At 51.6% G+C, this 24,082-nt stretch carries 23 protein-coding genes and 3 pseudogenes; 16 read left to right on the forward strand and 10 right to left on the reverse strand.

Annotated elements, in window-relative coordinates; genetic code table 11:
* Positions 1-246: 246 nt before the first annotated feature.
* The gene (locus tag K3T83_RS01590; protein ID WP_373324390.1) at positions 247-657 is read left to right on the forward strand and encodes a transposase; all 411 of its coding nucleotides are present in this window, start codon (positions 247-249) and stop codon (positions 655-657) included.
* Here the strand turns inward: K3T83_RS01590 and K3T83_RS01595 are convergent.
* Positions 637-1,470 (reverse strand): alpha/beta hydrolase, encoded by an 834-nt coding sequence (locus K3T83_RS01595; RefSeq protein ID WP_220201241.1) that lies wholly within the window; start codon positions 1,468-1,470, stop codon positions 637-639. The genes K3T83_RS01590 and K3T83_RS01595 overlap by 21 nt on opposite strands.
* 306 nt (positions 1,471-1,776) lie before the next feature.
* On the opposite strand from K3T83_RS01595, the gene K3T83_RS01600 reads away from it, so the two are divergent.
* Positions 1,777-2,622: a phytanoyl-CoA dioxygenase family protein gene (locus K3T83_RS01600; protein WP_220201242.1), complete on the forward strand. Its 846-nt coding sequence runs from the start codon at positions 1,777-1,779 to the stop codon at positions 2,620-2,622.
* 705 nt (positions 2,623-3,327) lie between these two features.
* Here K3T83_RS01600 and K3T83_RS01605 read toward each other — a convergent pair.
* From K3T83_RS01605 to K3T83_RS01615, 3 genes are all read right to left on the reverse strand, one after another.
* On the reverse strand, positions 3,328-3,471 hold the full coding sequence (locus tag K3T83_RS01605; protein WP_220201243.1) for a hypothetical protein: 144 nt from the start codon (positions 3,469-3,471) through the stop codon (positions 3,328-3,330).
* Positions 3,472-3,577: 106 nt separating this feature from the next.
* The gene (locus tag K3T83_RS01610) at positions 3,578-4,288 is read right to left on the reverse strand and encodes a response regulator transcription factor (RefSeq protein WP_220201244.1); all 711 of its coding nucleotides are present in this window, start codon (positions 4,286-4,288) and stop codon (positions 3,578-3,580) included.
* On the reverse strand, positions 4,285-5,598 hold the full coding sequence (locus K3T83_RS01615) for a sensor histidine kinase (RefSeq protein WP_220201245.1): 1,314 nt from the start codon (positions 5,596-5,598) through the stop codon (positions 4,285-4,287). The genes K3T83_RS01610 and K3T83_RS01615 overlap by 4 nt, the downstream gene beginning before the upstream one ends.
* A gap of 233 nt (positions 5,599-5,831) precedes the next feature.
* Between K3T83_RS01615 and K3T83_RS01620 the strand changes: the two genes are divergently transcribed.
* The 6 genes from K3T83_RS01620 to K3T83_RS01645 all read left to right on the forward strand — a co-directional run bounded on the left by K3T83_RS01620 (position 5,832) and on the right by K3T83_RS01645 (position 10,911).
* A complete protein-coding gene (locus K3T83_RS01620; RefSeq protein ID WP_220201246.1) occupies positions 5,832-6,233 on the forward strand; it encodes a hypothetical protein in 402 nt (133 codons plus the stop codon).
* Between the two features lie 192 nt (positions 6,234-6,425).
* Positions 6,426-7,316, forward strand: coding sequence for an alpha/beta hydrolase fold domain-containing protein (locus K3T83_RS01625; RefSeq protein ID WP_220201247.1), 891 nt, complete (start codon positions 6,426-6,428; stop codon positions 7,314-7,316).
* Positions 7,317-7,380: 64 nt separating this feature from the next.
* Positions 7,381-8,628, forward strand: a complete 1,248-nt coding sequence (locus tag K3T83_RS01630; RefSeq protein ID WP_236064780.1) for a serine hydrolase domain-containing protein — start codon at positions 7,381-7,383, stop codon at positions 8,626-8,628.
* 17 nt (positions 8,629-8,645) lie between these two features.
* A complete protein-coding gene (locus K3T83_RS01635) occupies positions 8,646-9,332 on the forward strand; it encodes a DUF998 domain-containing protein (protein WP_220201248.1) in 687 nt (228 codons plus the stop codon).
* 54 nt (positions 9,333-9,386) lie between these two features.
* Positions 9,387-10,211, forward strand: a complete 825-nt coding sequence (locus K3T83_RS01640) for an alpha/beta hydrolase family protein (protein ID WP_220201249.1) — start codon at positions 9,387-9,389, stop codon at positions 10,209-10,211.
* A gap of 316 nt (positions 10,212-10,527) precedes the next feature.
* Positions 10,528-10,911, forward strand: a complete 384-nt coding sequence (locus K3T83_RS01645; RefSeq protein WP_220201250.1) for a cupredoxin domain-containing protein — start codon at positions 10,528-10,530, stop codon at positions 10,909-10,911.
* A 267-nt stretch (positions 10,912-11,178) separates the two neighbouring features.
* Here K3T83_RS01645 and K3T83_RS01650 read toward each other — a convergent pair whose 3' ends face one another.
* The 4 genes from K3T83_RS01650 to K3T83_RS01665 all read right to left on the reverse strand — a co-directional run bounded on the left by K3T83_RS01650 (position 11,179) and on the right by K3T83_RS01665 (position 14,997).
* Positions 11,179-12,282, reverse strand: a complete 1,104-nt coding sequence (locus tag K3T83_RS01650; RefSeq protein ID WP_220201251.1) for a sensor histidine kinase — start codon at positions 12,280-12,282, stop codon at positions 11,179-11,181.
* Positions 12,279-12,959: a response regulator transcription factor gene (locus tag K3T83_RS01655; RefSeq protein ID WP_220201252.1), complete on the reverse strand. Its 681-nt coding sequence runs from the start codon at positions 12,957-12,959 to the stop codon at positions 12,279-12,281. The genes K3T83_RS01650 and K3T83_RS01655 overlap by 4 nt, the downstream gene beginning before the upstream one ends.
* A 116-nt stretch (positions 12,960-13,075) precedes the next feature.
* Positions 13,076-13,792, reverse strand: coding sequence for a cysteine peptidase family C39 domain-containing protein (locus tag K3T83_RS01660; protein ID WP_220201253.1), 717 nt, complete (start codon positions 13,790-13,792; stop codon positions 13,076-13,078).
* Positions 13,793-13,896: 104 nt separating this feature from the next.
* The gene (locus K3T83_RS01665) at positions 13,897-14,997 is read right to left on the reverse strand and encodes a M15 family metallopeptidase (RefSeq protein ID WP_220201254.1); all 1,101 of its coding nucleotides are present in this window, start codon (positions 14,995-14,997) and stop codon (positions 13,897-13,899) included.
* Between the two features lie 270 nt (positions 14,998-15,267).
* On the opposite strand from K3T83_RS01665, the gene vanH reads away from it, so the two are divergent.
* The 6 genes and pseudogenes from vanH to K3T83_RS01695 all read left to right on the forward strand — a co-directional run bounded on the left by vanH (position 15,268) and on the right by K3T83_RS01695 (position 20,785).
* Positions 15,268-16,266, forward strand: a complete 999-nt coding sequence (gene vanH, locus K3T83_RS01670; RefSeq protein ID WP_220201255.1) for a D-lactate dehydrogenase VanH — start codon at positions 15,268-15,270, stop codon at positions 16,264-16,266.
* A gap of 15 nt (positions 16,267-16,281) precedes the next feature.
* Positions 16,282-17,361 (forward strand): D-alanine--(R)-lactate ligase, encoded by a 1,080-nt coding sequence (gene vanA, locus K3T83_RS01675; RefSeq protein ID WP_220201256.1) that lies wholly within the window; start codon positions 16,282-16,284, stop codon positions 17,359-17,361.
* A gap of 30 nt (positions 17,362-17,391) precedes the next feature.
* Positions 17,392-17,787: pseudogene (locus tag K3T83_RS01680) on the forward strand (GNAT family N-acetyltransferase); the annotation flags it as partial.
* 75 nt (positions 17,788-17,862) lie between these two features.
* On the forward strand, positions 17,863-19,287 hold the full coding sequence (locus tag K3T83_RS01685) for a UDP-N-acetylmuramoyl-tripeptide--D-alanyl-D-alanine ligase (protein WP_220201257.1): 1,425 nt from the start codon (positions 17,863-17,865) through the stop codon (positions 19,285-19,287).
* 78 nt (positions 19,288-19,365) lie between these two features.
* Positions 19,366-19,662, forward strand: coding sequence for a hypothetical protein (locus K3T83_RS01690; RefSeq protein WP_236065095.1), 297 nt, complete (start codon positions 19,366-19,368; stop codon positions 19,660-19,662).
* Positions 19,663-19,726: 64 nt separating this feature from the next.
* Positions 19,727-20,785, forward strand: a complete 1,059-nt coding sequence (locus tag K3T83_RS01695; RefSeq protein WP_220201258.1) for a D-alanyl-D-alanine carboxypeptidase family protein — start codon at positions 19,727-19,729, stop codon at positions 20,783-20,785.
* A 95-nt stretch (positions 20,786-20,880) separates the two neighbouring features.
* On the opposite strand, the pseudogene K3T83_RS01700 reads toward K3T83_RS01695, so the two are convergent.
* Positions 20,881-21,364 (reverse strand): annotated as a pseudogene (locus K3T83_RS01700) (nuclease/transposase family protein); the annotation flags it as partial.
* Positions 21,365-21,590: 226 nt separating this feature from the next.
* Between K3T83_RS01700 and K3T83_RS56085 the strand changes: the two are divergent.
* Together K3T83_RS56085 and K3T83_RS01705 are read left to right on the forward strand one after the other, a co-directional pair.
* Positions 21,591-21,728, forward strand: a pseudogene (locus tag K3T83_RS56085) (IS5/IS1182 family transposase); the annotation flags it as partial.
* 526 nt (positions 21,729-22,254) lie between these two features.
* Entirely contained in the window at positions 22,255-22,701 is a 447-nt protein-coding gene (locus K3T83_RS01705) for a DoxX family protein (protein ID WP_220201259.1), read from the forward strand.
* Between the two features lie 133 nt (positions 22,702-22,834).
* Here K3T83_RS01705 and K3T83_RS01710 read toward each other — a convergent pair whose 3' ends face one another.
* Positions 22,835-23,533: a B3/B4 domain-containing protein gene (locus K3T83_RS01710; protein ID WP_220201260.1), complete on the reverse strand. Its 699-nt coding sequence runs from the start codon at positions 23,531-23,533 to the stop codon at positions 22,835-22,837.
* Between the last annotated feature and the right edge of the window lie 549 nt (positions 23,534-24,082).

A 24,082-nucleotide genomic window follows, 5' to 3' on the forward strand; every position in this document is an offset into this window, starting at 1 on the left:
GAATTGACGAACACTTTTGTACGTCAAGGAAATGATGCGGCTGAGGTTGGCAGCGGGTTATGGCAGTTGGTCATGGATGAATGTGCTTGTGAACACTTTTGCAGAACGCGCTCATACTGAAGGCGAGTATGTTAAACTCGCTTGTGGAGCCATTTTATAAGAAGCAAGCGGTGATTTAGCGGGAACGTGCCTTCCAAGCAGATAGTCATCTGGGACAAGCCTCCTTCCTCCAGAGGCGTTGCTCTTATGATGGTGAGGCCAGCACAAAATCGTACGAGAGAGCAAGCAGCCTATCTGGATCAGCTCATACAGAGCAACGAGACCATCGCAGTCGTGTTCAAGCTCACGCAGGACTTTGGCAACCTCATACGCAAGCGCGAGGGGCAGGAGTGTCTGGAACAATGGAAATCAGCAGTGCGGGCCAGTGACCTCGCAGAACTGATGAGCTTTGTCGATGGGCTCGCAGACGATGCTGAGGCTGTCGCGCATGGATGCAGCGAGTCGTGGAGCAACGGGATGGTTGAAGGGTTCATCAACAAAGTAAAGTGGATCAAACGCAGTTCGTATGGGCAAGCTGGTTTCTCGCTGTTACAATGGCGTGTGTTGCTCCATTCACCTCGACGCTCGTCTGCTCGTTTAGACGCGCAGGCTAGATGAACTGATTAGGGAGGTTTTCAGGAACGCAAGCGTCCTTTGAATGATCTCACGTGAACGTGCAACGTTATCCAGGACATCAAAAGCATGTTGCCCGCCTGGATGGGTCATAAAATCGAGCGTCACGTTCTTCGCACTTGCCTCTTTGATGAAGTGATCGGTGGTCACATTGAGGCCAGGGAAATCGAGGCCAGCTTTGGTAATCAACATTGGGGCCAGCTTTGACGCTGCCTCCTCCAGATAGGTCGTTGCTGAAAATTCACGAATCTCATCCTCTGTCAAATGCCAACGAACTTTAAATGGCTCTAAGTCGAGTGGCCCATAATAGGCAACCAGGCACTTCACAAATGAGGGCGTCCCACGCAACGCCGAGCGGATACCAAGAGGCACACCGGCAGAGCAGGCCCAGATAGCCAGTCTTTCTTTATCAATCTGCAACTGGGGAGCCTGTTGACGCACGTGCACCACGAGTTCATCAACGTCGGTGCCAACGTCTCTGAGAGAGGTATGCTCATCAGGAGAGCGATGATTGAACGTGACGGCAATCAACCCACTGGCAGCGATTGCCTGTCCCCATGAGACATATTGCCCACTGTCTTTGATATGTTCTACGAATTCGGCAGGTCCTAGACCATGCACACAAACGACGGCTGGGCGCTGTTCACCATCCAGCATGTCCGCAGGATAGTAGATATCCAGCAGGAGATCTTTCTCTTCCACCGTTTTGTAAACGCGGTTCTTCACGACGTTACATCGTTCCATCCCAGGAAGCTCATAGACAATCCGCTTTTTTAACAACTCATGAAAGTCTGCCATGTTCTACGGGCTCCATTTCTCATTGTATCCAGCATACATTTTTTCCTTGAAAGTACTTCAACACTTTATCAGTGTCTCCAATACTTCTTGAAGAGAATATGATATGTATGGAGTGAAGTCAATGATGAGAAACGTTACAAGGCAGTTGATGAGTTTTAATTTTTAGCCAGAGAGCACACCGAATATGTCCAAGAGCCCATACGTGCAGCATGATATACTGTATCCTGTTGTGAGATTGGTAGAGAGAAGATGTTGGACTTCTTTTCTCAATCTGTTTGAAGGCATTGCTATGAAGGGAGATCATGCATGACTGCTGATATTCATTCCGCTTTACGTCGTCAATTAGAGGAGCGTGGGTATGTGGTGGTACCAAACGTGATACCCAGGGAGAATCTGGAGGCGCTTGTTGCCGATATTTGGATGCACACCGGAGCTATGCCTGATGAGCGTGAGAGCTGGTATCAACCGGAGCGTATAAGATACGCTGGTATGATAGAGATGTACCATTACCAATCGATGTGGAACAACCGGCAACATCCCAATGTGCATCGGGTCTTCAGCGATATTTTTGGTACTGAGAAACTGTGGGTCAGCCTTGATCGTGCCAATCTCAAGCCGCCAGCCGATGTTCGCTACCCCGATTATAATCCAACGGGGTTTATTCACTGGGACACAGACATAGGGAAATATCCCACCATTCCTTTTCAGGTGCAGGGAGTTCTGGCACTAACCGATACCGACGAGAACATGGGAGGTTTTATCTGTGTGCCGGAATTATACCGGGATCTTCCTGAGCGGTTTGCCAGCCTGCCAGAGGACCAGAAAGCGAACAGGAAGCCAGATCTCACCGGTTACTCGGTCACGAAAGTTCCAGCTAAGGCCGGCGATATGATCATCTGGCATGTTCTGCTGCCTCATGGCAATGGGTACAACGATTCTGATCGGCCCCGCCTGGCCCAATATATCACGATGTCACCTGCGCAAGAGCAAAACACTGCGATACGCACACAGCGTATTAGCAGTTGGCGCAACAACACACCGCCACAGTCGCGCTATTTCCCTGGTGATTCACGAAAAATAGAAGAGCAGCGCGAACCAGCTCAACTTACAGCACTGGGCCGCAAGCTGATAGGGCTGGATAGTTGGGAATAACAAATAGGATATATATATACTCTGTCAGCACGACTCACATCTCGCATTCCTGTGGTCGTGCTGTACCAACGAAGTGATGGCACTCAGATATCGCTGTGACATCGTTTTTTCAGGAGCAGATGAATGCTGTCGTAGCACTCATAAAATGATCAGCTAGAACCGCTCGTAACTGGCGCGTAACCGTCGAGAGCAAGCTTGCTGGACACCAGGGACAGGACACTCTTGTTGGCTGCCTTACGACCCCTGTTGTGGAGTGGTAAGCTTGCTCCTGGTCGGGCATGCACGATGCAGCGAGATGTGCAGCGATGTTTTTAAGCCGATCCTATGCTTTGCCCATAGAGAACCTGATGAGGCTTCCCCTTATGTTTGCGGTAGGCCCACCAGTACCAACCTCCGCGTTTGTGTCCAGCTTGTTCGCACCGCACCATAAGGTTGCCTATTGTACAAGGTCTGCCCCGGTCGAACCTCCTGTACTGGACAAACACGGCGTACCTTGACGTTACAGCCTCAGGACAAAATGCAGGCCCTCCTGGCTGCACGCAAGTGAGAGAGCACAGAGGAGTTCAAGGCGGCCTGCGGCTCGATGTGGTAGATATCCTGATCGAACAGGACATCCTTCAACGAGAGCAAAGAGACGAAACACAAGCCTCGCAAGCTTTGTCTCCCGATATGCACGTTTTTTGACATATCGGGGAATGGGAAGCATTACCTTCCCGTTGGAAGCGTAGCCTTGAGAACATTCCGCAGCGCCAATGGTGGTCGGCCAATGAGGCGAGCAAGTGTTGGGTCGACGTTGGCAAACTCGCCTTGCCTGCTGGCGGCAAAGTACCCGAGATACATGTTCGCCATCGACTCAGGGCTACCTTGAGCGACTAAGCGTATACGGGTACACACATCGACGCGTGGTTCGATTATCTCCATTCCTATGGACAAATTGACAATACCACTTATTCCTTTATCCGTTTCGTCTGTTGTCGCTGTTCATCATCGTCGCTTCCCGTTGCTGTGGCAGGAACCCACGTTCAAGAGCCACAGCAACGGCAGATGCGCGGGAGTCTACCCCCAGTTTCAGAAAGATATTACTCAGATAGGTATCTACGGTGCGCCGCGTCAGTCCTAAACGAGCGGCAATCTCTTTATTGCGTTCGCCGCATGCGACTCCCGCCAGCACCTCTCGTTCCCGTTCCGTCAGTTCAAAGGGGCCAGGATTGCGGGGAGGCGAGGCTTTTACCGTCGTGCGTGGCAACGCCTGGAGAAGACGTCTAACGGTCCCAGACTGCAAAAGTGTGTCCCCTCTTGCCGCAGTCCGAATGGCATCAAGCAAGGTGTCAAGGTCACAATCCTTGAGCAAATAGCCACAGGCACCCGCCTGCAATCCACGCAGAACCAATTCGTCATCGTTATACGTTGTCAGGATGACCACAGCGATCCGGGGCCAGGCATGGCGAATCTGTTCCAGAGCTTCCAACCCATCCATGCCTGGCATACGGATATCCATCAAGACGACATCAGGCTGGAGTTCTTCAACCAGGCGCAAGGCAGAAGCGCCATCCGCAGCTTCCCCCACGAGAGTAAAATCATCGGAGACGGCCTGAAACGTCATCTGCAACCCTTTGCGCATCAGCGGGTGATCATCAGCAATGACGACACGAATCTCCTTGCTCATCTCAGTGCCTCCTCGTAAGATATAGGAAACTGGAGGTGAAGTAAGGTTCCTGCCCCTTTTGCACTGCTAACCTCCATCTGTCCTCCAACGAGACGCATGCGCTCACGTAAACCCAGAAGCCCATAGTGGCCTGTTTGAGCTGGCACCTCAGGAGGAGAAAAGCCGATGCCGTCATCATGAATATCGATGGTGAGCACATGTTCATTCTCTGCTGTACAAATCCAGGCTCGATGGGCCTGAGCATGGCGAGCGATATTCGTCAGTCCTTCAGCGATTGCTCTGCATACGTGTTCGTATAATGGTAGCGGCAATGCTTCAAGCGCCTCCAGATCTGCGGCGCAAGGTATACCTGTCGCCGTGATAAAGCTCTCGATCTCTTCTTGTATCATCTCGATGAGCTCACTTGGAGTCGCAGTGGTGCTCCGTAAATCATCGATCGCACTACGGGCTGTCGTGAGGGCTTCACGAGCCGAGGCTGAAGCTTCCTGGACAATCGCCTGCGCCTGCTCAGGACGTTGATGTGCCAGATGCAGGTTGGCAATATCAAGTTGGCGGATCAATCCAGCCAGGCTTTGGGCTAAGGTGTCGTGGAGTTCGCGCGCCATACGCTGGCGTTCCGCTCTCAGGGTCAGTTCTTCAAGTTGCGCCGTCGCCTCCTGGAGTTGCCTATGGGTCTTCTCCAGTTCTACATGAGCAGTTGCAAGCTGCGTATGTGAGCGAATCTGTTGCGCATACAAGATCAGATAGCCGACGACGAATGGCAGCAGCGCAGTATAGTCGGTTCCGCTCGCTACTCTGACCAGAAAGTTACCCCAATCTCCATACTCCCATGTCCAAGAATTCCAGAGAAGGCTCAAGCTGAAGAGGAGCAGAACTCCACCAGCCACCGCCAGGACGAAGCGTGTCTGACGAGAGAGGCTGAGGGCCTGTAGCGCGAGGACCAGATAGAGATTACTCACCACGTTGTTTCCCTGTGTTACCAAACTCAGCAGCAATACAAGGCCGCCTTGCAGCAGAAAGTAGAGCCAGGAAAAGCGATGGGGAAGCCACCCTCCCAGGCTCATCCAGAGTCCCCCACCATACAAGAGCATGAGGGCGGTGAACATGAGAAACTGCCAGGGATTGATGGCTTGCAGGGTGAAAGCAAGAGCCTCTGGAAGCATGCAGAAGTTCTTCGGCGGCGACCCATACAGGCACGTGTCCACGTGTTTCGGGAGGTTTGAGAGCAAGAGGAGTTCCCAGAAATAGACCAGGATCATCCATATCAGAAACAGGCGGCGCAGTGGTTGCTTTATTTGCGATGCGTTCATGATGCTCTCCTCAAAAATGGTGCCTGGCATCGCGTGCTGTGCCGCGAGTGCTGGTGGGACATGCCTACACCTCTCCCAAGTATACCATGAGTCTCTGCCAGGGACACCGTGCATTCTACGATCGTATTACGATAGTATTTTTGGCGCCCTGCCCGGCGAAATTACAATCGAGAAATACCTGATGGCGACGCAAGCAAAAGCGCTTAGACTGAGGAGTGTGAAAGGAGTTTTCTATGTCACTTTTTATGCGAATCCTTATGTGGGCAGGACAGCTTGCCGGGATAGGAGCAGTCACACTTGGGTTGCTGCGCTGGTTTTTTCATATTAGCTTTCTTGAGATTCATATGCTCTTTGGTGTATTGGTCACTCTTGCACTGCTGACCGCAGGGAGCGTTGCCGTATTCACCGGGAGGCCCAGAGCGTTGGGAGTCATTGCAGTTGTCTTTGCCCTCATTGTTCCAGTGTTTGGTGCGACCCAGATGCTGATTCTCGTGGGAGATTTCCACTGGCTGATCCAGGTAGCTCATCTGCTAGTTGGGGCGACCGCTGTTATCCTCATCGAGAGAACATGTAAACAATACATACAAATCAAACAGAAAAAGGCCACAGGCAAGGAAACGGTCCAAGCCTCTTAAAGAGATCACCTCGTCTTCACCAACAATGGACCGCTTCCAGTTTGGGGGCAAGCCATCGGACTTCTTCAAACGTAGCCATCTCATTCAAGTCCGTCCGCTTGCGAGGAGTATGAATGAGATGGCTAAACCGAGATCATTGTGAGAAAGGAGATGGCAAGTCGTTCGCGAGAATGACCTTGTCTATCGAAAAAGATGAGCATCCAAAACGTGCTTGTGAAAGCGCTTCTGCGGCTCATCCGCAAGCCAATCTATGCCTCAGAACAGACCTTACGTCAACACATTGCCCGTGCGAGAAAAAAGGAAAAAGGCGACCCTCCACCAAGCGTGCAGCGTGCCTGCCAGATCGAGAAGGACTCCTGGCAGGGGATAACATGCTATACTCTGCGACCTTTCTCCGAGAAGGGGGCCAATGGGCATGTGCTCTACTTGCATGGAGGTGGCTATCATGGCGAGATGGTTCCTCAGCGCTGGCAATGGCTTTCCACCCTGATCAATCGGAGCGATGTGACCGCCACGGTTCCGCTCTACCCTCTGGTGCCTGAACATACCTATCGAGACACCTATCCCTGGCTGTTTGCTCTCTACCAGCATCTATGTGACACCCTGCATCCAGAGAATCTGACCATCATGGGTGATTCAGCCGGTGCTGGGATGGCGCTGTCGTTGGTACAACAGGTGGTCGCGCAAGGGCTCCCCCATCCAAAGCAGACCCTCTTACTGTCTCCCTGGGTGGACCTCGCGCTCCAAAATCCTGCCATCCGCCAACGAGATCGCTCCGATCCCACGCTCACTTCTGCCGGATTGCTGGTCGCAGCGCGCTGGTGGGCAGGAGGTGATGATCCAGCATCTCCAGTGCTCAGCCCCATTCATGGCTCCCTCGCTGGGATTGGTCCTCTGCTCATAGCTGTCGGGACAGATGAGCTTTTCCTTCCCGATACCCTCCTGTTGCGGGAACGAGCACGAGCCGAAGGCGTTGATCTGGAATTCATTGAGAAAGAGGGCCTGGCCCATCTGTTCATGTTTGCGCCAATCCCCGAAGCCAAACCGGTGGTTGATCGCCTCGTCGAGCGCCTCAAGCACTAGGCTCGATGTGGTAGAAGCGCTGCTGTCTTCACCCTTTGTCGTCCTTGATAAGGAGTCAAAACATATGAACATAAGAACTAGGAGGAAAGAGATGATGAAAACAGGAAGTTTGTCCAGGGCGCGGCTGGACCGTTTGCGCACGAGCATGACGGGCTATGTGGAGCGCGGTGAGGTGCCTGGCATGGTTACGCTGGTGAGCCGACACGGCGAAATTCACGTCGATGCCGTGGGCACAAAGTCGCTCGAGGCTCCTGACCCGGTGCGACGCGACACGATCTTCCGTATCGCCTCCATGAGCAAGCCCATCACAGCGGTGGCGACCATGATCCTGGCAGAGGAAGGCAAATTACGCCTGGATGATGCGGTCCAGAAGTGGCTGCCCGAACTGGCGAACCGCAAGGTGCTCAAGCGCATCGACGCACCGCTCGATGAGACGGTGTCTGCGCACCGTCCCATCACCGTGCGTGATCTGCTTACCTTTACCATGGGCTTTGGACTGCTGTTGACCCCGACAGAAGCGTCTCCCATCCTGCAGGCTGCCGCCGAGCTTGAGATCGGCATGAAGCCGCCTCGACGCCAGCTAGAGCTTGATCCTGATACGTGGATCCATCGTCTGGGCAGGCTGCCGCTCATGGCCCAACCCGGGGAGCGGTGGCTCTACGGGACCGGGGCCGATGTGTTGAGTGTGCTGATCGCCCGCGTCTCTGGTCAGCCGTTGGAGACTTTCTTGCGCGAACGGGTCTTCGAGCCTCTGGGCATGAAGGACACCGGTTTCAGCGTTCCTGCTGATAGGCTTGACCGGCTGGCAAGCTGTTACGTCCTCAACCCGGGGAGCGGGACCCTCCAACTCTTTGACGGGGTTGAGCAGAGCCGATGGAGCCATCCTCCCCTCTTCCCGTCCGGTGCCGATGGGCTGGTCTCGACCATCGATGACTATCTGGCCTTCGCTCAGATGCTGCTCAACCAGGGCCGGTATCGCGAGCGTGGCAGCGAGCGTATCCTCTCGCGGTTCTCGGTTGAGGCGATGACCACCGACCAGTTGACGCCCGCACAGAAAGCGGTCTCCAGCCTGCCTCTGCTTCCCGGCTTTTTCGCGACGCATGGTTGGGGCTTTGGTCTTTCGATGGTGACCAGACGGGATGATCTTGCCTCGGTGCCAGGCCGCTATGGCTGGGATGGTAGCATGGGCACCTCCTGGTTTTCCGACCCCAAAGAAGATCTGGTAGGCATTCTGCTCACGCAGCATGTTGTCATGGCGCCCGATATCTTCCGTGATTTCTGGACCTTGACGTACCAGTCCATCGACGATTGAAGCAAGGAGAACAACACATGAAAATCTCAACACACAGCGCTGGTTCGCAGTCTGCGCGGTCGGTGGTGATGCAACTGCTGCTGGCGTGCGGGGCCATTGGTCCGCTACTCAATACGGTGGTGATTCTCGTCCTTGGGGCCACACGTCCTGGCTATAACCCCTGGCGCATCCCCGACAGCAACCTCGAACTAGGAGTGGGTGGGTGGATGCAAATCAGCAACTACATCGTCACCGGAGCGCTGCTGCTCGCTTTTGCCATCGGGCTCAGGCTGCGCCTTTGCACCGGACGTGGTTCCACCTGGGGACCCATCCTGCTCGGCATCTATGGCCTCACCTTCATCGGAGCCGGGATCTTCGTGACCGACCCGGTGCTGGGTTACCCACCCGGAGCGTCAAGCGCGCTCACCGTTCACGGAATCCTTCATGATCTCTGTGGCCAGCTTCAGTTTATCTCACTGAGTGCGGCCTGCTTCGTGCTGGCACGACGCGATGCTGCCGATCTTGCTAGGCGCAGCTGGACCTGGTATACGGTTGCCACTGGTCTGTTGGTCGCCGCCTCTGATGTCTTCTTCTTCCTCACCGGCGCGTTGAACGGACCAGCAGGACTCATTGAACGGATTGGCATTATTGGCAGTTGCAGTTGGATCGCTCTGCTAGCAGTCCACTTGATGAGTAGACCGGTCCCACGGGTGTCTGTCGAGTAAATAGGCCAGCGCAGTCTTGGTGAAGGCTGCCTGCTTGAAAGAGGCTATCGTCAGATGCTCACCTTTCAAGTGGAGAAGCTGGTCTCCCACGGCTACATCGTCGTAGGCATCGATCAGCCAGGAGTTGCCGCAACGGTGGTGTTCCCAGATGGACATCAAATAGCCTTAACCGGGCTGCTCCCTCAGGTGAATGCCCTGGTTGACCAGAGTATCAGTCCAGCCGGAGAAGCGCCGCAGTTCAACGGCCAGACGTTCAAGGACGGGATTATCCCCTATTTCGCACAGGATGTCAGCTTCACGCTTGATCAGCTTGCAGCCCTCAATACGAGAGACTCGAAGGGCATCCTGACCGGGAAGCTAGATCTAGAGCATATCGGTGTGTTTGGGTTCTCGGCCGGTGGTATGGTGGGTGCCGAGGCCAGCAGATCAGATCCACGCATCAAAGCCAGCCTGCTCGAAGATGTGGCGATGCCCGCTGATGTGGTGCATTCGGGCTTACGACAGCCAGCCATGTGGATGACTCGACCTGCTGGTTCTATGCGGCTCGAAGGACGGCAAAAAGCGAGCGACTGGACAGAGAACGTTATCGTGCAAACTCAGACCACGATGCGCGAGGTGTATAGCAGCTTGCCAGCAGATGGCTACTTCGTGCAGATACCCGGCACGTTCCACGTCGATTTCACTGACGCTGGCTTTCTCTCGCCGCTGTTGCCGACCGTCGGCCTCAGCGGTCCGATTGGGAGCCAGCGGGCGCATGAGATCGTCAATGCGTATTCAGTAGCATTCTTTGACAAATACTTCAAAGGCAAGTCGGAAGCGCTGCTTAATGGGCCAACGACACGCTATCCTGAAGTCATCTTTGAAAAGCGTCAGTCATAATCCGCTATCGTAGGTTGTTTGGGAAGTTCTAGAACAGATTTACGTACGTCTTCATCCTGAAAGTGAGCAAAGCTGTTGCAGCCAGCAGACGGCGTGAATAAAACTGATCATTTGCTGCTGCAAATTTTCTGTGACGAGTCAGATCACATGGATGAGCTTGAGATGCTAGCTAAACGATATTGATCTAACGGGTTACGATCACTACCTTGCAGGCCATGTCAACTTCGCTCGTTGAGGCCCATGAAGAGAGCAAATTTACACAAAAACCATCAGTGTTTCAGGTTATTTACCACTAGCAACGCTAAGGGGAAAAACTATGCAGAAGAAAGCACTCCTCATTTTGTTCTTATGTAGTGTCGTCCTTTTTACTTTCACCGCTTGTAGCACTAGTGGGGCAACCAGTAATGCACCCGGCACTGTGCATATGAGCGATACCGCCTTTACACAGTCTACTGTCACAATTAAAAAAGGCGAGAGCATCACTCTGATTGCCGATACCTTTACCACGCAGATTATCGCCAATGGAACCTGGAAAAAAGCTACCGCACAGCCAGCTAAAGAGGCGGGCGCGCCCGCAGTAAATAATGTACAAATTGCTAGCAACAGCTCAGCATCTATTGGCCCCTTCACAACCGCCGGCACTTTTCACCTCTACTGTACCGTTCATGTAGGAATGGAGCTCACGGTAGTGGTCCAGTAGCCATAACATCAAACAGAAAGAGAAAAACAAGTCATATATGAATACATTGCAAATCACACAAATAGCAAAGCGTACCTATTGCCCTTTTATACGCGCATCCTACATGTTATATGTCGCAGCAGAAAGAAGAGGAGAAAATTGGGGAAGCGTCAGAACTGAAACCACGCAGATTTATAGAAATATTTCAACATTCTCAACTTTTGGGTTATTATAGGAACGACTAAACATTTGATAGATTTCATTGCTCCAGGTCGCTGGATACGATAACTATGCACTGATTTTTAGTACGAACATTAAGCCAGGGTGACCTGCTACGGCGGTTATAGCCCAACCTTGGCTCTCGGCTAATTCTCTTACAATTGCTAAGCCGAGTCCAAGGCCACCTGTTGTTCTGCTGCGAGACTTATCTACTCTGTAAAAACGTTCGAACAGATAGGGTAGGCTTTTGGCCGGTACACCCTTGCCGTTGTCTGAAAACAAAAGTTTGTGTGCAGCGGCTTCAATGGTGACTTCTGCCGCCTGTGAATAACGCAAAGTATTTTGCATGAGATTCGTAAGAATCTGTTGAAGTGCGCCACGGTTTGCATAGATTATATAGTCCTCTGCGATATGCAGCTTCGCAGTTATTCCTTTTCGCTTGAGATCGAGGCTAAAGTGATTAATGAACTCCTCACAGAACTGTCTCAAGTGTATATCTTCGGGTTCACCAGTATCAGGCATGCGGGCTTTTGTATATGCATCCAACTGCCGTACTAGCTCCGCAAGCCGTTCAGCCTGTTCCTTTAGGATGGCTACTCGTTCCTCCGTCAGAGGATATTTGCCTTCATGCATAGCAGTGAGTTGCCCGATCATCGTAGTCAGTGGCGTATTCAGCTCGTGCGAGGTATCTGAAACCAGGTCTTTGCGGAGCTTTTCCTCGTGCCGTAATCGATGTATAAGATTGTTGAACCTCATAAAGGCTTCGTCAAATTCACGAATGCCCATTGACCGTAGCTGGACTTTATAATTGCTTTGTTCCAGGGAGGCTATGGCCTCGTTAAATTGGCGCAACGGCCGCCGTACGAAACGCGCCGCAAGCAAACCAAGTACGATGGGAGTGCCGAGCGCAATCAGCACATATATAGCAAGCGCAGCCAAGGACCCTTTTGTAGTAAAAGCATTCAGGAATGCCCTACGCATAAGTTCGTTTGAAACAGGGATTAAAATGAGTGTAATTGGCCCTGATGCAAGTATAAGCGCAGCAATACGAGTGCTTAACCGGTTAAATAGGCTCCTTTTAAAGAGCCCGAGGATGGCCATGACGATGATAGCGACGATGACAGCGAGAGTAAAGATATATAAAGGGAAGAAGTAGAAATCCAGACTTATCATTTCTCTGGTTCTCCGATGAAGCGATAGCCGCTACCGAATACTGTTTCTATAAATTGTGGATTTTTCGGATCTGTCTCAATCGACTGGCGCAGTGCTTTTATGTGGGCATCAATGGTGCGGTCATAGACAAAATGACTTGAGGGATCGCTATAAATCTGGTTGACAAGTTGCGCCCTTGAAAGTACCGCGCGAGGATGGGAAGTAAGCGCCAGCAAGAGGTTGAATCGCGTCGTGGTAAGCGTGATAGATTTACCACCCTTCATCACCGACATGGTTTCAGGATCGATAACCAGACCCTTAAAGTGTCGTCGCCTTGTCCTATCGTGTCTGCGCAGGAGCGCTTGCACGCGTGCAACTAAGACGTTTGGGTTGAATGGCTTTTTGATATAATCGTCGGCGCCCATGGAAAGCCCTTTGACCTCGTCTTCATCACTATCGCGGGCGGTGACTATAAGGATTGGCATGGTGGAGGTCGTTCGGATAGCTTTACATACATCTAGCCCGCTCATTTTTGGCAGGTTAATATCAATGATTGCGAGATCGGGTTTATACTCCTCAAACAGTTCGACCGCAGTTTGACCATCTGCCGCCTCGATTGTTCCGTATCCAGCACCGCGCAGGTACGTCACTTCAAACTCACGAATCAGTGCCTCGTCTTCAATAACCAAAACTTCCATATGCCTCGTGTACCAACTTATTAATCTTTACAATGATAAGCGTAACTGCAAGTTGTGAAAATGATATGAAACGGTGGTGCCGTTTGTCAACAGCGAGGAGATAGCGCAATCGAACTTCATTCGTTTTGCTCATCTGACGACCAAAATGCAAACCCTCTCCCGGCGAAGGCTGCAGCAAATCTGTCATAGGGAATCACGGCATTTTCCTGTAGCTCTGGAAATCTTCCAGATGAATTGTGAAGCAGAAGCGTTTGACATCCCTGATTTGACCATTCAAACCCATGCACAAGGACCATATGTCCCCCTTTATGGGTAATAGGAGTGTCATTGCGTTTACCAATCTCGTCGCTCACGGAAGCAATAACGAGCGCACCTGTAAGAAGCAAAGAACAGATATTCTCAATAGAGAGAGCCTTATAAACTTGTCCCTTGAGGCCATAGGACTGTCCTATATTTACTAATGGTTGATAGATCCATCCGAACTCGACTAACTCGCCCTGTTCATGGCGAATGATGTATCCACCAGCAGCAAGACCTTGCTGAATAAGCTCGAACATGCTTAGAGGTTGTTTCGACCTCGTCAGGGTTTCAATACACATTTTTAAGCAAGCAATTGCGCAAGACCGAGAACACCAAAAACAATACTCTTCAACGTCTTCAGCTCCAAACTCACGCCAACGTGGATCTTGTCTTGCATCAAAATGCTCATGACCATACGAATGAATAAGTTCAGGACTGGCAAATTGTGCGGAGTAAGGGATTTTTCTGGGAAAACAATACCTACCAGATAAGGACACATTATCTGATGTGCCAACTAACGTATTCCATTCCATTTTTGAAGCTACAACCTCTCATCTTTTATTTTCTAGATAGATCTGTGATTTCAACTTATAGAGCCGTCCGCACTACATGCCGCCAGCAAGTAAGGATGATAGGACTAGGCTTCTGATGGTGCGATAATCTCTGCGGGCCAATCTTCCACCAGTTTTGGGTCACCTGTTGCGCGAATGGCAGCCAAGATTTCAACTTGTAGGGCTGTTCGCGCAACAGCCAGATCTCCTTCTCTCTGCAGCCTCAGCGCCTCCTGACGAATTTTAAGACGTGTATTTTCATGTGCTCTATTGCTTTCATCAAGACCCACAGCCCCAAAGGTTGCGTAAGCGAGTCCGGCAGTAGCTGCTCCCGCTTGAGACTCGGGTGCGTTGAAGTGCCACCATTCTGCAAAGTAGGGCTGGAAGCCAGCCTGCGTCATAATCCCGAATAGTAATCGACGATTGTTGCAGGCCAGCATATCTTTATCTGTCAAGCTCTCCCCGGCGGCAGTTTTAGACTTATAATATGACTCATAATATGCCAGAGCGGACTTTTCGCCCCCATGATCGAATGCAGTACCAAAATAGAGCATTTTGGCATGGCGTCTCATGGTTGCTGATCGCCGCATTTCCATGCCAACCCGCTTTGCAATATTGAGATGAACATCGGTAAGATGGGAATGGATTTGAAGCAACTCCTCTTCATGCGCCTGGTCAAGTTTTACAATCGCAACATCTACCGACCCACCAGTATTATGTGGAGAAGGTCGAGTCGAAGCCATCGATGGAAGCGAAACATATTTTTGGGTTTCAGACTCCAGTGTCTCGTTGTCCATATCTGGATATTTTTCTCTGAGTTTTTGCTGATAGAAATCATGAAGCGATTTCTGCACCTGATAAGGCCTGTAAGCGTCGAATACTAGCAGATGATGACCAGATGGCAAGAGTTGCTCCGCGACTAATAAACGATGAACGACCGACTGACGGGCAAAAAGCGTCAGCAAACTACCCTCTAATTTATTTCTATTCTCTGCATAAGGCGAGTTACTATGTTCACCAAAATAGAGAGAGGACGTCATTAAAGTTTCAGCCTCCTGCGATAATGGCCCTAATGGGATTAATGGATCGAGGCTGTCGTCCTCTCTGATAGGAATATCTTTCCACCCTTGAACCTGACCGGCGTCGAGAGGAATTTCTGGATATACTCCATTTTCGACTGTAACCATGAAACGTATGCTCCTTAACCATAAACGTATGCTTCTTCTATCCACTAGGATGCCGTTTAAGTGTGAAAATGATATGAAATTTCCATTTAGCCGTACTTGATGTTGTAAATTTCAGACACCATCCAACTATCGGGATGGTGTTATTTCATATCATTTTCACAACTTACAGCTACACTTACCATCGCAAAGATTAAGAAGCAGGTCGTCTATGAAGCGTTTTTTGATTGGCTAAAACGTAAGCAAAAAAGCTTGAAACAGGGTGCATAAATCATGACAAAAATGGGAATTACAATTTATGGATGCGGGCAGGACGAGGCCGTTTTGTTCCGAGAGATGGCGCCTCGCTTTGGCATTATGCCAACTATCACAGCGGCACCGGTATCTGAAGCCAATATTGAACTAGCATTTGGGAAGCGATGCATCAGCGTCAGTCATAAAACTCAAATCACACATTCCATTCTGCGTGCGCTTAGTCAAGCCAGCGTAGCATACATCTCCACAAGAAGTACTGGATGTAACCATATTGACGTAGATTTCGCGCAGAGCGTTGGCATCTCTGTTGAAAATGTCGTGTATTCGCCTGATAGCGTGGCTGATTACACACTAATGCTGATGCTGATGGCGGTGCGAAATGCAAAATCCACTATCAGCCGTGCAGATATTCATGATTTCAGATTGAACGATGTACGCGGGAAAGAATTACGCGACATGACCATTGGGGTAATTGGAACAGGACGCATTGGCGCAGCAGTTATGAACCGGTTGCGGGGCTTTGGCTGCCACATAGTAGCCTATGACCATCATCCCAAAACCTCTGCCAATTACATTCCTCTTGATGAATTGTTACAGCAGAGCGATATTGTAACACTCCATACACCACTTAACGTGGACACAGACCACCTCTTGAATCGTCAACGTATCGAGCAGATGAAGTACAGCGCATTCATTATCAATACTGGACGCGGTTCACTTCTTGATACCGAGGCTCTTATTCCAGCGTTGGAAAGCGGCAGATTAGGCGGTGCGGCGTTGGATGTCCTCGAAGGAGAGGAAGGAATATTCTACGCTGATTACAGAAACAAACCCATTGAAAGCAAACTGTTGTTGCGGTTACAAAAATTACCGAATGTGCTTATTACTCCGCACACCGCCTATTACACAGACCACGCCCTGAGAGATACTGTTGAAAATACTCTTATCAATTGCCTGAAATTTGAAAGGAGACCATCATGTCTGGGGACACCACCCAGCACCAAAATGGTCATTTAGAGAGGAGAAAATAGCATGGATAGGTTGAAAGTCGCAATTCTATTCGGAGGCTGTTCCGAAGAACATCCCATCTCCGTTAAATCTGCGCAAGAGATCGCAAAACACCTCGATATCGAAAAGTATGAACCGTTCTATATTGGGATTACGAAGAGCGGTGCTTGGAAGTTTTGTGACGGCCCTGGCGAAATTGGAAAAAATTGGGAAAACAACAATTGCCGTCCGGCTATGCTGTCACCGGACAGAAGCGTACACGGATTGCTTGTTCTGGAAGAGGGACAATACAAAACGATCCGTCTGGATGTGGTGCTTCCCGTTCTGCACGGCAAACTCGGCGAGGACGGTGCGATACAGGGTTTGTTGGAGCTTTCCGGCATCCCTTATGTAGGGTGCGATATCCAGAGTTCTGCTCTGTGCATGGACAAATCCCTTGCTTATCTCGTCGCTAGAAACGCGGGAATTCCCACGCCGAATTTCTGGATTGTCACGGCGAACGAGGACATTGACGCCGACCAGCTTCCTTATCCCGTCGTTGTAAAGCCAGCCCGTTCGGGTTCATCTTTCGGCGTCAGCAAGATATCTCGAAAAGAAGAATTGCTGAGCGCAGTGGAAACCGCAAGGCAGTATGACTCGAAGGTGTTGATCGAAGAGGTTGTCGTCGGCAGCGAGGTGGGATGTGCGATCTTGGAATCTAAAGACGGGAGCGGTCTGGATTTGATTGTAGGCGAGGTAGATCAAATTCGTCTCTCTCATGGCTTCTTCAGAATCCATCAGGAGAATAATCCTGAAAGCGGTTCCGCAAACTCAACGGTAATCGTTCCCGCTGACATTTCGGCAGAGGCGCGCTGGCTCGTTCAGCAGACGGCAAAAGCCATATATCGCGCCCTGGGATGTAGGGGACTTGCGCGGGTGGATACGTTCCTGACGGAAGATGGAAAAGTAGTGCTTAACGAGGTGAATACTTTTCCCGGTATGACTTCATACAGCCGTTATCCGCGAATGATGGCGGGTGCCGGGCGGCCATTGGCCGAAGTGATTGATCGGATGGTATCGTTTGCATTGAACGGGAAAGACGATGAAAGGGCGGGCCACAGATAATGATTAGAACGGCAAAAAAAAACAGACGCGGAAGAAATCGCAAGGCTTTCAGCCCAACTTGGTTATTCAACAACAATAGAGCAAATCAAGTCGCTCATTGATCGCTTCATATCTGACAAAGATGCGGCTATTTTTGTGTACGAAATTCCAGAGAATCATCTCGCCGGATGGGTCCACATTTTGGGGAAACATTTACTATATGCTGAATACGCCGAAATTGGCGGCCTGATTGTCGATAAAACCTTTAGAAGACAGGGAATTGGTTTCCAATTGATGAAAAAATCCGAACAATGGGCGCGAGAAAACGATTATCACGAAATAAGACTCCGATCAGGAGATGAGCGAAAAGAAGCTCATAAATTCTACAAACACATTGGATACACAAATATCAAGGCACAACAATCATTTGCACTCAAACTAGCATGAGTCCTTAAAAACGGCATACACGTAACAAGCAAATTTATATCTCAAACCAGGAGAGTTGGAAAGGATATCATATACATGTTCACTCTCAATGACATACTACAAAGCAACACCGATCAGATCTATATCCAGAGTAGTACAACTCTCGATCCCACTCTGGTCTTCCGCTCGGCCCATCATGACAGCCGCCTGATCACACCTGGCGACCTCTTTATTGCTCGCAAAGGAGCAAACAGCGACGGCCACCACTTCATTGCTGCTGCTGCTCGTGCAGGCGCGCTGGCCGCTCTTTGCAGCACACCAGCTAACGACGTGCCTCCCGACTTCCTACAGATCATCGTCCCCGACGTTCTTACTGCCCTTCACGCCACAGCACGCGCACGCACTCAACGTCAGAAAGACACCGTCCGCATAGGCATTACCGGAAGCAATGGTAAAACAAGCACAAAAGATGCGGTGGCCGCCGTGCTCAGCTATAAAGCCCCCACCCTTAAAACCTATGCATCATATAACCACGAGCTTGGCTATCCCATCACACTCCTCCGCCTGGAGCCACAACACCGCTACGCCGTACTGGAGATGGGCGCTCAATGTGTTGGCGAGCTAACCTCGCTCTGTAATTCCATCGCCAACCCCCACTGGTCTATCATTACCACTGTTGGTGCCGCTCACCTTGAATACTTTGGCACACAGGAACGCGTCGCCATCGCCAAAAGCGAACTTGTGCAGGTTCTCACCCCTGACGGTTTCGCCATTCTCAACTATGACGATGAACTTGTTCGCGCTATGGCAGCGAAAACGCAAGCGCGCATTCTCTACTATGGCACAGGTGAAGGGGCTACGGTACGCGCCAGCAACATCGGTGGTGATACCCTCTTCGGGCATAGCTTCACGCTGCACTATCACGATCAACAGCGGCCCGTTCAGCTTCGTCTTCCTGGAGAACACGGTATCACCATCGCCCTCGCTGCGGCAGCAACTGGCTGCGCGGCAGAGATGTCACTGGACGACATCGCCTCGGCCCTGGAAGATCTCTCACCCACACCAGGGCGCTGCGAAGTCAAGCCCGGCCCCAACAATAGTATCCTCATCGACGATAGCTTTAACGCCAATCGCCAGTCGATTATCGCCAACGTCAGCGCTATGCACAATACAAGCCAGGCTCCCAATGGGAAGCGCTGGGCCATTCTGGGCGATATCTTCCAGCTAGGTACCTACGCACGCGCCGAACACTCCACTTGCGGCTCCTCTCTGACAGGTCTTGTGGACTATCTAATTGCCATCGGTGAGCAGGCCCGTTTCTACGTTGAGGGCGCTATCGCCTCGGGTATGCCAGAAAAAAACACCTACTATTTTAGCGCTGACGTGAACAACAGTGCGGAATTAGAAGCCGCCAAACGTGTCGCCGCCGATCTCCTCAAGCATGAGGTACGACCCGGCGATCTCGTACTCCTTAAAGGTTCACGCGGCATGCAGATGGAAACTATGCTTGCAATGCTCTAGTCTAAATATAGAGAAAGAACCCTGGTCCTGTGACATGACCAGCAACAGGAAAATAAACAAAAAATCCGTATAGGTCTCATTTTCGGTGGCCGCTCAGGAGAACACGAGGTTTCTCTTCATTCGGCTGCTTCCATCTTAGCAAATCTGGATACAAAGAAATACGAGGTGATTCCCAGAGGAATCGCCAGAGAAGGTACATGGCTCCTTGACGTGAATCCAGATGAAATGCGAGCACTTGAAGAGAGGGCAGGCAAACGAGCAAATAGACAACCTGGTCAAGCGGTTGTACTTGCAGGAGATGCGACTGTCCATGATTTACTGACCCTTGAAAGCGGTAAACCGGAATATAAAAAACTGGCCTGCTGTATAAACTGAATATATCCGGAAAGGTTGGCGCGCGGTTGCATGTCTCTATCCGCGCCGTCATAGGGTATATCCTATGGTAAAACGTCGTCTGTTCTGGTTGTCCCTAATGCTGCTGGCATTGGGGGCCATCTTCCTCGCTCCGTTGCTGGGGCTTGTGCGGGTCAGATTCGCCTGGGCGGGCGAACCGGCGATCCCACCTGTCTCTGCCCCGGTTCTCACACCTCAGGTCTCACCACCATCCGTCAGCGCTGCCTCAGCCTTTCTGCTCGATGCCGACAGCGGCAATACGCTCGCTGATATCAACGGCGAGCAGGAACGAACGATGGCCAGCACCACAAAGATTATGACGGCTCTCGTCGCTTTGCAGCGAGGCCAGCTGGATCAACTGATTACCGTTCACGAGGATGCCATTCAGGAGGTAGAGCAGAACGACGGCAGCAATGCTAGTCTGAAGGTCAATGAGCAGCTGACCCTCAGAGATCTGCTCTATGCCCTGCTGCTGCCCTCTGGCGATGACGCAGCGGTTGCCATCGCCGATGGCCTGGCTGGCTCTCCGGCGGGCTTCGTCCAGCTGATGAATCAGGAGGCGCTGCAGTTGCACCTCACCCATACGCATTATGGGAACGTCGATGGCCTCTTCTCTGACAACCACTATACGACAGCGCACGAGCTGGCCTTCCTTGCGCGCTATGCCCTGCGCATGCCGCTCTTCGCCCAGATCGTGCAGACGCGTACGTACCAACCGCTCCCTGCCGACACCCACCAGGCGCATCGCTGGGTGAATACGAATAACCTGCTCTGGACCTATGCTGGCGCCACCGGTGTCAAGACCGGCTACACTGGCGACGCCGGACCCTGCCTGGTCTTCTCGGCGACGCGCGGCGGCCATCACCTGATCGGGGTCGTCCTGAATACCTCTACGGATGCCAGCCGCTTTAGTGATGCGCAGAAGTTGTTGGACTGGGGCTTTGGTCTGCCTATACGCCAGCCAAGAGTGAGGCCGTCTCATCTCTTGCCCATCCGGAATGTGCTGTTTCAGGCAGTGCCCACGGGCAACGGATCAAACGTCTCCCATACTCGAGGAAAGGAAGGATGTGGTCTTGACCCGGAAAACTGGAGAGGGGAAACTTGAAGAGTGGATGTTCTCCACAGAAGGAAAAGAAGATGCCAAAAACACAGCAAACCTTTACGCGGGAATTCAAGCTGAAAGCGGTCCAGCTTGTGAAGATCTGCCCGGCGAATGAGGCGGACCCGTTTGATCTGCTGTATCGGAAAGGTTTCGATGTCGCGGGTACCAACGAGCCGGAGCCGCCCGATGTGGCAGCCATCGGTGAAGCTGATATGCCTGCCATCAGGTTCAAGCCTCCATCCTGTCTGCTTATACTCGACTGAGCGACAATCATGCTGAAATTGCGGATAGCCTTTTTTCCCCCGGCTTGTGATTGCGGCAATTGTCATAGAAGCGAGAGATCGCGCCTGGGCCACGATCAGCAGCAGCTAGCCGGGCCTGCGAGTTGAGGGCTTTGGCAAAATCATACGCTTTGGCAAGCTCAGCGCAGTAGCATTGCAGATCGTTTCTGTTGGTGCTCCTCGTCTCCATCCACAGACGCACACACTTGTTCCTGATGAACTGGGTGATGCGAATAGCATCCTCGATGGCATGATACTGGCGCTGGGTTCCATCCACCTTGTACTCATACACGCATGGCATGATCGACTCTGGCCTTCCCCCTTCACTTCTGATGCATGTATGCTAACGCTTCTATCCTCGCCTGTCAATCGAAATATCTCTATATTTGGATGACCGTTCTTCTCCTTTGTTCGCCTTTCTCCTTGCAAGGCCAATTCATCCCTGCCTTCAAAAGAGCAGGGCTTTCCTGGCCCATGTTGTGTAAAATGTGGGTAAGAATCCGCCTTCCAGGACTGGCAGTGTGCCCGTTGATACCTTGGGCCATCTCTTGTCTTGGCGCTGCTTGGTTACCCCCGCCAACGTGCAAGATCGAGCTCAAGTGGGAGAACTGGCAGCAGCAGTGCAAGAAGCCACTGGGCTGTCGGTTGAGCTTGCCTCTGTCGACGCTGAACGGCTTCTCGCAACGGTCGCTGGTTTTCATCTGGTAGTTTTTGCTGTGCTTATGCACCCTCAATGGATTTCCATATCGAGTCCCTAACAGGCTCTAGAAAAACAATAGGTAAGGTTGATCGTTCTGCCCCAAGCAAATGCTGTTTTTATACAAGACAACACCTTTCAGATGAGCCATACTAACTGTAGTTGAGAAAGAAAGGTTCTTCGGTGCACCTGATAGAAATGTATACACTTGTCGATTCATTGGGCCGATAGTCTTCAATAACAACAGAATCCCTACTTGAAAGGCGCAAAAAGCACAACTCAATGTTTGTAGCCCTCGACGGCGTCATCGAAGATCCGGGATGGTCGCTCCAGTGTGTCGAGGAAGGGCGAGCGAAGTATAAGTATGAAGAGCTTTTTTCCCATGACGCTCTGTTGCTAGGGCGGAAGACCTATGAAGGTTTTGCAGCATCCCGGCCCAACTATGCTAAGTGCATGTTGTCGAGTATGAGAAGGAACCAGGAAGGAGAATGACAATGGGAGATATTTTGAGCTCTCAAGAGGCAGCTGAGAGCGGGAAGAAGCGGGACCGGAAGGCTATGGTGATCTCGGCGGTGTTGTGGGTGGTACAGGTAGTGGCGGCAGCGCAGCTTTTGACAGCGGGGGGCTTTAAGCTGTTTGGAACCAATGAGATGTTGACACAGTTTTATTCTGGGATGCCCAACGTGTTTATGCGTTTTATTGCGGTATGTGAGATCCTGGGGGCGTTGGGGTTGATTTTGCCGGGGATGGTGCGAAAGTGGCGGTGGTTGACGCCGCTGGCGGCTTGTGGGTTATTGGTGATTCTGATTGGTGCGGTAGTCTATACGGTAGTGACGGCCGGGTGGGGTTGGGTGCTATCGCCGTTGATCGTGGCGATTTTAGTTGCGGTGGTGCTGTATGGACGAAGGGCGTGGGGATTGGATGCGATCAAGAGGGGGTAGCATTCTGCATTTCGATCACCGAATAGTGGAAGTGAATCCCTTTATGGTACTTCTTCGTTTTCCTTCTTGCTTCTCGAAACGTGGGTCGCCGGTCTGTGAGCGACCCGCGTTTTCAGGCAAGATCCAGGTTGCTTTACGCCAGTGCTCCCAGTATTTCTATGCTGATGGTGCAGTCGGGGGCCACGTGTCGCAGATGAGAGGCCAGGGTTTCTCCGGCAGCCTGAAGCTGATCCTTGGTGTAGGGAGCAAGGCTATCCAGCACGAAGTAGGCATGCCGGGTGGCCTCTGTGAGTTGGGTGCGTTTGCACTGCCGCCAGTTCCAACGCCGACAGGTCACGCCTTCCGCATCGGCCCAGATGATCTCGCCCTTGTCTGGATAGGTAACTGTCTCCTGCCCTTCGTGAAACACCACAAATGGCTCCGTCCCTGTGGCCGGGGTGAGCGCAAGCTCGCTCGCGAGCTTCGTCCAATCCTCACCACCCACTGGAAGCAGATGCTCCAGGCTCATCGCATTGTAAATATCCACCACTCGATTGATCGCTGGCAGCTCATTGCCCTTCAACACGCGTTTGAGCAGAGCCTCTAACGAGCAAGGAAACTTTTTGGGATTCGAGCCGAAGCGTCTGTACGCCTCGCGCCATGCCTGGATGTGCGGCAGCTTCGGCAGATCCTCCAGGCTCAGGCGCTCACGCAGTTCCTGCTCAACACGTCTGAGCAGAACCGTACTGTATTCATCTGATGGCCCATTGGTTAGATTTTCTGCGTAGAGAAGAAGTCCACTATATTGCGGGAACTGTTGCAGAACGTCTGGATGGATTGATGCACGATACAAGAGGGTTTTCCTTTCTTCTGGTCACTTCAAACGGATAGTCTCGTTTGAAAGCTAGAGGTCTTGCTTGTCAGTGTAGAAAACAGTGGCGAGAATCGCAAGTCCCTTTGCCAGTTTGTGTAAACATTGGGGTGAAGTTGGTCAGGGCTTTCCAGTTCTCCGCTCAAAGGGGTGCAGGGGTCTCCCTGCCGGGGCCTGGGGCGTCCCCAGTTTCCTTCCCTCCTTCGCGCGCCGCCTGCGGCGGCGCGCAAAAGAGAAGAAAAAAGTTTTTTGTGGGGACACCCCGCACCCCGGCAAAGGGCTGCCGCCCTCTGCACTCCTGCTAGATGGGAGAATTGGAAAGCCCTGGCACCTACATGCTCACGCTTGACATACATAGCTCAGCTTGGTATCATGCTCCCGGAGCACAAGGAGTTCCTTTTACCATCTTGTGAAGATACTTACTCCTCGCTCCATGAGCAACAAAACCTGGGAAAGAAGTCCTCTTCACCAAATAGGATTTGCCCCTTTCCCCCTCACGCTCATAGAATAGAGCAGACGGCACAGGCGGTT

This window comes from Reticulibacter mediterranei, assembly GCF_016587455.1.

Coding starts and splice junctions, on each gene's coding strand:
- K3T83_RS01595 (WP_220201241.1), bottom strand. CDS start 1,470: ATGGCAGACTTTCATGAGTTGTTAAAAAAGCGGATTGTCTATGAGCTT.
- K3T83_RS01705 (WP_220201259.1), top strand. CDS start 22,255: ATGGGAGATATTTTGAGCTCTCAAGAGGCAGCTGAGAGCGGGAAGAAG.
- K3T83_RS01655 (WP_220201252.1), bottom strand. CDS start 12,959: ATGGAAGTTTTGGTTATTGAAGACGAGGCACTGATTCGTGAGTTTGAA.
- vanH (WP_220201255.1), top strand. CDS start 15,268: ATGACAAAAATGGGAATTACAATTTATGGATGCGGGCAGGACGAGGCC.
- K3T83_RS01620 (WP_220201246.1), top strand. CDS start 5,832: ATGTCACTTTTTATGCGAATCCTTATGTGGGCAGGACAGCTTGCCGGG.
- K3T83_RS01695 (WP_220201258.1), top strand. CDS start 19,727: ATGGTAAAACGTCGTCTGTTCTGGTTGTCCCTAATGCTGCTGGCATTG.
- K3T83_RS01645 (WP_220201250.1), top strand. CDS start 10,528: ATGCAGAAGAAAGCACTCCTCATTTTGTTCTTATGTAGTGTCGTCCTT.
- K3T83_RS01615 (WP_220201245.1), bottom strand. CDS start 5,598: ATGAACGCATCGCAAATAAAGCAACCACTGCGCCGCCTGTTTCTGATA.
- K3T83_RS01630 (WP_236064780.1), top strand. CDS start 7,381: ATGAACATAAGAACTAGGAGGAAAGAGATGATGAAAACAGGAAGTTTG.
- K3T83_RS01600 (WP_220201242.1), top strand. CDS start 1,777: ATGACTGCTGATATTCATTCCGCTTTACGTCGTCAATTAGAGGAGCGT.
- vanA (WP_220201256.1), top strand. CDS start 16,282: ATGGATAGGTTGAAAGTCGCAATTCTATTCGGAGGCTGTTCCGAAGAA.
- K3T83_RS01640 (WP_220201249.1), top strand. CDS start 9,387: ATGCTCACCTTTCAAGTGGAGAAGCTGGTCTCCCACGGCTACATCGTC.
- K3T83_RS01660 (WP_220201253.1), bottom strand. CDS start 13,792: ATGGAATGGAATACGTTAGTTGGCACATCAGATAATGTGTCCTTATCT.
- K3T83_RS01625 (WP_220201247.1), top strand. CDS start 6,426: ATGAGCATCCAAAACGTGCTTGTGAAAGCGCTTCTGCGGCTCATCCGC.
- K3T83_RS01590 (WP_373324390.1), top strand. CDS start 247: ATGATGGTGAGGCCAGCACAAAATCGTACGAGAGAGCAAGCAGCCTAT.
- K3T83_RS01650 (WP_220201251.1), bottom strand. CDS start 12,282: ATGATAAGTCTGGATTTCTACTTCTTCCCTTTATATATCTTTACTCTC.
- K3T83_RS01610 (WP_220201244.1), bottom strand. CDS start 4,288: ATGAGCAAGGAGATTCGTGTCGTCATTGCTGATGATCACCCGCTGATG.
- K3T83_RS01665 (WP_220201254.1), bottom strand. CDS start 14,997: ATGGTTACAGTCGAAAATGGAGTATATCCAGAAATTCCTCTCGACGCC.
- K3T83_RS01605 (WP_220201243.1), bottom strand. CDS start 3,471: ATGGCGAACATGTATCTCGGGTACTTTGCCGCCAGCAGGCAAGGCGAG.
- K3T83_RS01635 (WP_220201248.1), top strand. CDS start 8,646: ATGAAAATCTCAACACACAGCGCTGGTTCGCAGTCTGCGCGGTCGGTG.
- K3T83_RS01685 (WP_220201257.1), top strand. CDS start 17,863: ATGTTCACTCTCAATGACATACTACAAAGCAACACCGATCAGATCTAT.